The sequence below is a fragment of the Mesorhizobium sp. M7A.F.Ca.US.005.03.2.1 genome, assembly GCF_003997795.1.
Classification (GTDB): Bacteria; Pseudomonadota; Alphaproteobacteria; order Rhizobiales; family Rhizobiaceae; genus Mesorhizobium; species Mesorhizobium ciceri.
On the sequence record NZ_RZRP01000265.1, the window covers coordinates 1 to 7,297 of the forward strand.

Here is a 7,297-nt window from a genome sequence, read left to right on the forward strand (position 1 = left end):
CTTCTCATCCTGGCCGGCATTGTCTTCCATGATCAGCACCCCGATCGGCCGCACGTTGATGACGCAGCCCGGCACCAGCGCGCGCGTGTTGCAGACCAGCACGTCGATCGGATCGCCGTCGCCCGACAGCGTGTGCGGCACGAAGCCGTAATTGCCGGGGTAGCGCATCGAGGTGTGCAGGAAGCGGTCGACGAACAGCGTGCCGGCCTCCTTGTCCATCTCGTACTTGATCGGCTCGCCGCCGATCGGCACCTCGATGATGACGTTGACGTCCTCAGGCGGATTCTTTCCGCTGGCTATGGCTTCAATGCGCATGGCTTAAATCCCTCTCTCGATGGACGATCGATAGCGGGCGGCGCGTCATGGTGCAATGCGGCGAATGGTGCTGGGTGCGAATGGAACGCCCAATTGCCGAAAGGCCGGGTTGTCATTCCCAGACGAAAGCGACCTTCTTCAGCGCCTTCTGCTCGAAGATCTCGACGCCCTCGGCGACATCGCGGCCACCGGCGCCGGCATAGAAGGCAAGCGCGTTCTGGTTGTCCTCCAGCGCCCACACGACCATGCCTTTCAGCCCGTGATCGGCCAGCCGCGCCTTGGCCGCCGAAAACAGGCGGCTGCCGAGCCCGATGCCCTGATATTCCGGGCGCAGGTACAATTCGTAGATTTCGCCCTGCTGGCGCAGTTCACGGGCGCGGTTCTTGCCGATCGTCGCATAGCCGGCGATCTTGCCGCCGATTTCGACGACCAGAACGGTGGCGGCGCGGCGAATCGCATTCGCCCACCAGTCGGCGCCTCGACGGTTGATCATCGATGTCAGGGTCCGGTGCGGAATGATGCCGGAATAGGCGCCGCGCCAGGCTTCCAGATGCACCTCGGCGATGGCACTGGCATCGCGCGGGTCGGCTTTCCGGATGTCGATCGTCAGCGTATTCATGATTTGTTAACCATAAACCCGCATCGCCCGATTGCAAGGGTCCGGGCGGCCAGCCGGCTGCTTTCTCACAGGCGATCACCGCGCTGGTGAGGGGCCTTCAAGACTTCTGTGGAAAGGCTCAAATCTCGACGAGATGGTCGTCGAGTTCGTTGCTGTCGCCCGCAGTGACCGGGAAATGCTCGGCCAGCACCGCACCCACCAACTCGATCGCCTTGACGAAGCCGTCGGCAAGCCGGTCGTCGCCGGCATGCGCGGTAAGGTCGCGTACGACGCCGTCCCAGACATGCTGGCCGACCTTGGCGTCGATACCCGAATCGGCGACCACCTCGGCATAGCGCTCGGCGATCGAGACGAAGACCAGCACGCCGGTGCGCGCCGTGGTGCGGTGGACGTTGCGGGCGAGGAACTGCTTGATCGCGTTGGCGTGCGCCGCCTGGTAGCGCAGCCGCCTCGGCACCAAGTGAATGCGCAGGCCGGGCAGCGCCCACAACAAGGCCAGCAGGCAGGCAAGCGCCAGGAGCTGGGCGAGGACGAAATGCGGCAGCCGGATCGACAGCCACCAGGCCTCCAGACCGTAGCCGACAGCCAGGCTGACGATCAGCATGCACACGGTCGCCATGAAGGCGGCCGGGAAGAAATAGCCGTCGCTGGCATGCGCCACGACACAGTAGATTTCGCCGTCGGTTTTCTCCTCGGCGGCGCGGATCGCGGTTGCGATGCGCTCATGATCCTGCGGGCTAATTGGTCGTGTTGCCATGATCTGTCTCACCAGCTTCCTGAAGAACCGCCACCACCCGACGAGCCGCCGCCACCGGAAAATCCGCCACCGCCGGAAAATCCGCCACCGCCGCTTGACCCCGAGGGCCAGCCACTGCCCGAACCCGAAGACCACCCGCCGCCCGACGACGAACCGGTTGTCCAGCCAGTGCCCGAGTACCCGCTCGGCCCGCGGCCATAACGAAACGTCATGCCCAGCCATTTGTACACGCCCGGCGACAATTTCGTGCCGAACATCGGCGGCAGGAACGCCATCGCCATCCCGCCGAAGAACATCGTCGCCCACAGCATCAGGAACACGGCAAAGATCGGATCGATGGACGTGCCGTCATCGGCGGGATTGCGCTTGCCCCGCGCTTCCAGTTCTTCGGGATTGCCCTCCAGCACCATGACCATGTCGTCGACGGCTTTGCTGATGCCGCCGGAGAAGTCCCCGGCGCGGAAGGCCGGCACCATGTCATTCTCGATGATGAGCTTGGTGTGCAGGTCGGTCAGCGTGCCTTCCAGCCCATAACCGACCTCGATGCGCATCTTGCGGTCGTTCGGGGCAACCAGCAGCAGCACGCCATTGTTCTCGCCCGCCTGGCCAAGTTTCCAGAAGCGGAACAGCCGATTGGCGTAGGGCTCGATCTCCTCGCCATCGAGGCTGGGAATCGTCGCGACGACGATCTGGTCGGAACCTTTCGTCTCGAAGTCGGCGAGCTTCCGCGTCAGCGCCGTCTTGGTCGCGGCGTCGATGATGCCGGCATTGTCGATGACACGGCCGGTCAGCGCCGGCAAGTCGGTCGCGTAGGCCATGACGCAGGAGAACAGCACGACCGCAGCAATCAGGACGGCCGAGGCGAGGCGGTCGCGTTTCGACAGGCTGATGCTGGATACCATCATGCCATCACCAGCTTCCCGACGAGCCGCCGCCGCCGGACGAACCGCCGCCGCCGGAAAAACCTCCACCGCCGCTTGACCCCGAAGACCAGCCGCCGCCGGAACTCCCCGACGACCAGCCGCCACTGGAGGATCGCCGGCTTGGCTCGAAGGTCATGCCAAGCCAGCGGTAGCGGCCGGGGCCAAGCTTCTGGCCGAAGATCGGCGGCAGCACGGAAGCCGCAATGCTGCCGAAGAAGATGATCGCCCAGATGCTGATGAAGACGGCGAAGAACAGGTCGTCGGAATCGAAAGGCGCTTGCTGGTTGCGCTCGCCGCGCGCCTCCAGCTCCTCCGGATTGCCTTCCAGCACCATGACCATGTCGTCGACGGCCTTGCTGATACCGCCCGAGAAGTCCCCGGCGCGGAAGGCCGGCACCATGTCATTTTCGATGATCAGCTTGGTGTGCAGGTCGGTCAGCGTGCCTTCCAGCCCATAGCCGACCTCGATGCGCATCTTGCGGTCGTTCGGGGCCACCAGCAGCAGCACGCCATTGTTTTCCTTCGCCTGGCCGAGCTTCCAGAAGCGGAACAGCCGGTTGGCGTAAGGCTCGATCTCCTCGCCATCGAGGCTGGGAATCGTCGCGACGACGATCTGGTCGGAGCCTTTTGTCTCGAAATCGGCGAGTTTTTGGGTCAGCGCCGCCCTGGTCGCGGCGTCGATGATGCCGGCATTGTCGACGACACGGCCGGTCAGCGCCGGGAGATCGGCCGCGAGGGCGGTGAAGGGGAGGAAGAGGAGGCTTAGAAGAGCGAAAAGGAACCCTAGGCTTGCGTTCCGGAGCGCCCCCCTCTGCCCTGCCGGGCATCTCCCCCTCAAGTGGGGAGATTGGCCGCCATCTCCACTTTCACCAATTTTCAACGTCGCAAGATGGGCGTCAGCGCCGAAGCTGCCAATCTCCCCCCTTGAGGGGGAGATGTCCGGTAGGACAGAGGGGGGTGTTTGCACGCCAGCAGCCCGTCATTTCGGGGGATTTATTCCGATGACAGTGGACGTTCACCCGCCCTGCTTCGTGCCGAAATCGACCTTCGGCGGCTGCATCTTGTCTTCGGCGACGGTGAAATTGGCGAAGGGCTCGTTGCCGCGGAACCAGAAGGTCGCCCACAGCATCGAGGGGAACGTCCTCAGCGTCAGATTGTAGTCCCTGACCGCCTGGATGTAATCGCGCCGCGACACCGCGATGCGGTTCTCGGTGCCTTCGAGCTGCGCCTGCAGCGCCAGGAAGTTCTGATTGGCCTTGAGGTCGGGATAGGCCTCCGAGACCGCGATCAGCCGCGACAGCGCGCTGGTCAGCCCCGCCTGGGCATCCTGAAACTTCTTGAGGGCTTCGGGATCCTTCAGCGTTTCCGGTGTTACCGTGATCTGCGTTGCCTTGGCGCGCGCCTCGACCACCGCGTCGAGCGTATCCTTTTCATGCGAGGCATAGCCCTTGACCGTCTCGACCAGGTTGGGGATGAGGTCGGCGCGGCGCTGATACTGGTTCAGCACCTCGCTCCATGCCGCCCTGGCATTTTCTTCCGCCGTCGGGATGGTGTTATAGCCGCAGCCTGCAAGCAGCGGCAGCACGATCGCCATCATCAGGAAGGCGGGCAGCGTGCGGAACGTGGACGGCAAGGCAAGGCGCTGGGCAAACATGATGGGGTCCCTCGGTAGAAGTTGCACGCGAAGCATTACCACAATCAGCGCGCAAGAAAACCGCCCGCGCCGGCAGCCCCTCGCCTGGCACGCCCGGTGCCGCTGCAAGGCTCTGTGATTGGCCGTGCGAACGCGATAAGGTCCGGCAAAACGGGACATCATCATGGCGGAACGCCAGGACAGCGACAAGGAATCGCGCCGTATCCTCGAGCGCATTGCGCGCGAGACGGATCCGGCCGGCAACTCGTTTGTAGCGCGGGCAGCGAAAGGCATGCACGATCACGTCACCGCGGCCGATGCCGATCGTGCCGATCCGATCGAAGTCTGGGGCACCCGCTTTGGCCGCACGCTGGGCCTGCTGCTGGCGCTGGGCCTGATGGTCTGGCTCGTGCTTTACGTCATCCGGGGCAGTTAGGAATCAAACGACAATGAGCGCCGAACAAACCGACGCGCCGCGTGCGGTCATCGTCATTTCCAGCCATGTCGCGCGTGGCTCGGTCGGCAACCGTGCCGCCGTCTTTGCGCTGGAGACCCTGGGGTTCCCGGTCTGGGCGGTGCCGACCGTCATCTTGCCCTGGCATCCCGGCCATGGGCGCGCGACGCGCATCGTGCCGCCGCTCGACGAGTTCAAGGCTCTGATGGCCGATCTCGAGCGGGCGCCATGGCTGGGTGAGGTCGGCGCCGTGCTGTCCGGCTATCTCGGCGAGGCGGGCCAGGCCGAGGCCGTCGCCTCGCTGGTCGCCGCGGTCAAGGCAAGGACGCCCGGCGCCGTCTATATCTGCGATCCGGTGATGGGTGATTCGGGCGGCCTCTATGTGCCCGAACCGACCGCCATCGCCATGCGCGATCGGCTGATGCCGATCGCCGACATAGCCACCCCTAACCGCTACGAACTGGAATGGATGGCCGGCGCCGCGTTGCCAGACATGAAATCGGTGATCGCGGCGGCGCTGCATGCCGGGCCATCGACCATGCTGGTCACCTCGGCGCCGTCGATGATGACGGGCGGCACCGGCAACCTCCTGCTCGATAGCAGCCAGGCGCTGCTCGCCGAACACCGCCTGATCGACAAGCCGCCGAACGGCCTGGGCGATCTGACGGCGGCCGTCTACCTGGCACGCATCCTGTCCGGCCAGCCACCGATCAAGGCGCTGCAATCGACGACGGCGGCGGTCTACGAGATCCTGGCACGCACTGCCAAGCGCGGCGGCGACGAACTGCAGCTAGAAACCGATGCGCAGAGCCTGTCGCATCCGATGGCGATGGTCCAGCTTCGCCACCTCACACATCCAGGGCGGGGCCGCCGGGCGTGACATCGACTGAGGCCGTACTTGTCGGCGTCGATGGCTGCAAGGCCGGCTGGATCGCCGTCCGACGAACTTTTGGCATGGCACCGTCGGTCGGTGTCTTTGCAACCTTCACTGCCCTGCTCGCATCCCTTCCCGAAGACGCTGTCATCGCCGTCGACATGCCGATCGGCCTGCCCGGCTTTTCGGGCAAGGGCGGGCGCGGCCCCGAAGCCCTGGTGCGGCCGCTGCTCGGGGCACGCCAGTCCAGTGTCTTCTCGATCCCGTCCCGTGCCGCGCTCTATGCCGACACCAACGGCTTCACCACCATCGAAGCCTGGTATGCCGCGCACATCAGGGCAAGCGCGGTGGCCCTGACCACATCCGATCCGCCGCGCGGCGTCTCGATCCAGGCGTTCGGCATTTTTGCCAAGATCCGCGAGATCGACGCCCTGCTGATCGCGCGGCCCGATTTGCGCGGCCGCGTGTTCGAATCCCATCCGGAAGTCGCTTTCTGCCGCTTGAACGGCGATCAAGCCATGCAACTGCCGAAGAAGATCAAGGGCAGCATCAATCCGGCCGGCATGGCGGAACGCAAGGCGCTGCTCTGCCGGCTCGGCTATGATAAGGGCTTTCTCGACCAGCCGCCGCCCCGCGGTGCCGCCGCTGATGACTTCCTCGACGCAGCCGCGATGACGCTGATCGCCGGTCGCATCGCCAGCGGCGAGGCGCGGCCGTTTCCCGACCCGCCGGGCCGCGATAGCTTTGGCATTCCCGTCGCCATCTGGGCGTGACGCTGTTGGCCACGGTTGCGCTGGATGCATGGCATTTCTAGCCAGCCCTCATAATTCTGCATTGCTCGCGACCGGCTTTTGCCGCTAGAGCCTCTCTAGACCGCAACGAGCTGCCGCATCCAACTCGGAAAGGCTCCAGACGCCGCCCATGTCCCATCTCCCTGAACATCTTCTCGCCGGCTATCGCAATTTCATGAATGGCCGCTATCTCACCGAGAGCGGGCGCTATCGCGATCTCGCTCGCGAAGGCCAGGCGCCGGAGACGATGATCGTCGCCTGCTGCGATTCGCGTTCGGCGCCCGAGGCGATCTTCGACGCTGGGCCGGGCGAACTCTTCGTGCTGCGCAATGTCGGCAATCTGGTGCCGCCCTATGCACCCGACGGCGAGTTCCATTCGACCTCGGCGGCGCTTGAATTCGCCGTGCAGAGCCTCAAGGTCAAGAACATCGTCGTCATGGGCCATGGCCGCTGTGGCGGCATCCGGGCCGCGCTCGACACCAATTCCACGCCGCTGTCGCCGGGCGACTTCATCGGCAAGTGGATGAGCCTGATCGCGCCGGCGGCCGAAACCGTCTCCTCCAGCACCTTCATGACCGCTTCGGAGCGCCAGACCGCGCTGGAGCGCATCTCGATCCGCTATTCCATCGCCAACCTCAGAACCTTTCCCTGCGTCTCGATTCTCGAAGGCAAGGGACGGCTGTCGCTGCATGGGGCCTGGTTCGATATCTCGACCGGCGAACTCTGGACGATGAACAAGGAGACTGGCGATTTCGAACGGCCGGAGCTGGGATGAACGCGGCGGCGCGCAAGCTGGTGAACATCAGGTCGGTCGCTTTTGTGGCGGCCGCACTGCTGCTGGCGATTATTGCCGCCCGCGCCGATGATCGTGCCCTCATCAGCCGCTGGTATTCGGCGCTGCTGGTCGCCGACCGCACGGAACTGTCCGACC

Annotated in this window: 10 protein-coding genes and 1 pseudogene; 5 read left to right on the forward strand and 6 right to left on the reverse strand. The window is 64.8% G+C overall.

Annotation, left to right across the window (positions count from 1 at the left end; translation table 11 throughout):
• The 6 genes from EN991_RS16315 to EN991_RS16345 all read right to left on the reverse strand — a co-directional run.
• A partial coding sequence (locus tag EN991_RS16315; RefSeq protein ID WP_206519209.1) for an inorganic diphosphatase occupies positions 1-315 on the reverse strand: 315 nt, incomplete at its 3' end.
• Between the two features lie 112 nt (positions 316-427).
• The gene (locus EN991_RS16320) at positions 428-934 is read right to left on the reverse strand and encodes a GNAT family N-acetyltransferase (protein ID WP_013528996.1); all 507 of its coding nucleotides are present in this window, start codon (positions 932-934) and stop codon (positions 428-430) included.
• Positions 935-1,052: 118 nt separating this feature from the next.
• On the reverse strand, positions 1,053-1,691 hold the full coding sequence (locus tag EN991_RS16325) for a TPM domain-containing protein (protein ID WP_027163695.1): 639 nt from the start codon (positions 1,689-1,691) through the stop codon (positions 1,053-1,055).
• An 8-nt stretch (positions 1,692-1,699) separates the two neighbouring features.
• On the reverse strand, positions 1,700-2,596 hold the full coding sequence (locus EN991_RS16330) for a YgcG family protein (RefSeq protein WP_127369137.1): 897 nt from the start codon (positions 2,594-2,596) through the stop codon (positions 1,700-1,702).
• Between the two features lie 4 nt (positions 2,597-2,600).
• Complete coding sequence (locus EN991_RS16335; protein WP_013528993.1) at positions 2,601-3,452, reverse strand: YgcG family protein; 852 nt, start codon at positions 3,450-3,452, stop codon at positions 2,601-2,603.
• Positions 3,453-3,629: 177 nt separating this feature from the next.
• Complete coding sequence (locus tag EN991_RS16345) at positions 3,630-4,268, reverse strand: LemA family protein (RefSeq protein ID WP_013528992.1); 639 nt, start codon at positions 4,266-4,268, stop codon at positions 3,630-3,632.
• Between the two features lie 163 nt (positions 4,269-4,431).
• On the opposite strand from EN991_RS16345, the gene EN991_RS16350 reads away from it, so the two are divergent.
• The 5 genes and pseudogenes from EN991_RS16350 to EN991_RS40905 all read left to right on the forward strand — a co-directional run.
• Positions 4,432-4,683, forward strand: coding sequence for a hypothetical protein (locus EN991_RS16350; protein WP_013528991.1), 252 nt, complete (start codon positions 4,432-4,434; stop codon positions 4,681-4,683).
• A 13-nt stretch (positions 4,684-4,696) separates the two neighbouring features.
• Positions 4,697-5,581: a pyridoxal kinase PdxY gene (pdxY, locus tag EN991_RS16355; protein ID WP_064995967.1), complete on the forward strand. Its 885-nt coding sequence runs from the start codon at positions 4,697-4,699 to the stop codon at positions 5,579-5,581.
• On the forward strand, positions 5,578-6,348 hold the full coding sequence (locus EN991_RS16360) for a DUF429 domain-containing protein (protein WP_013528989.1): 771 nt from the start codon (positions 5,578-5,580) through the stop codon (positions 6,346-6,348). The genes pdxY and EN991_RS16360 overlap by 4 nt, the downstream gene beginning before the upstream one ends.
• Before the next feature lie 148 nt (positions 6,349-6,496).
• Positions 6,497-7,141, forward strand: coding sequence for a carbonic anhydrase (locus EN991_RS16365; protein ID WP_013528988.1), 645 nt, complete (start codon positions 6,497-6,499; stop codon positions 7,139-7,141).
• Positions 7,138-7,297, forward strand: a pseudogene (locus EN991_RS40905) (nuclear transport factor 2 family protein); the annotation flags it as partial. The gene EN991_RS16365 and the pseudogene EN991_RS40905, both read left to right, overlap by 4 nt.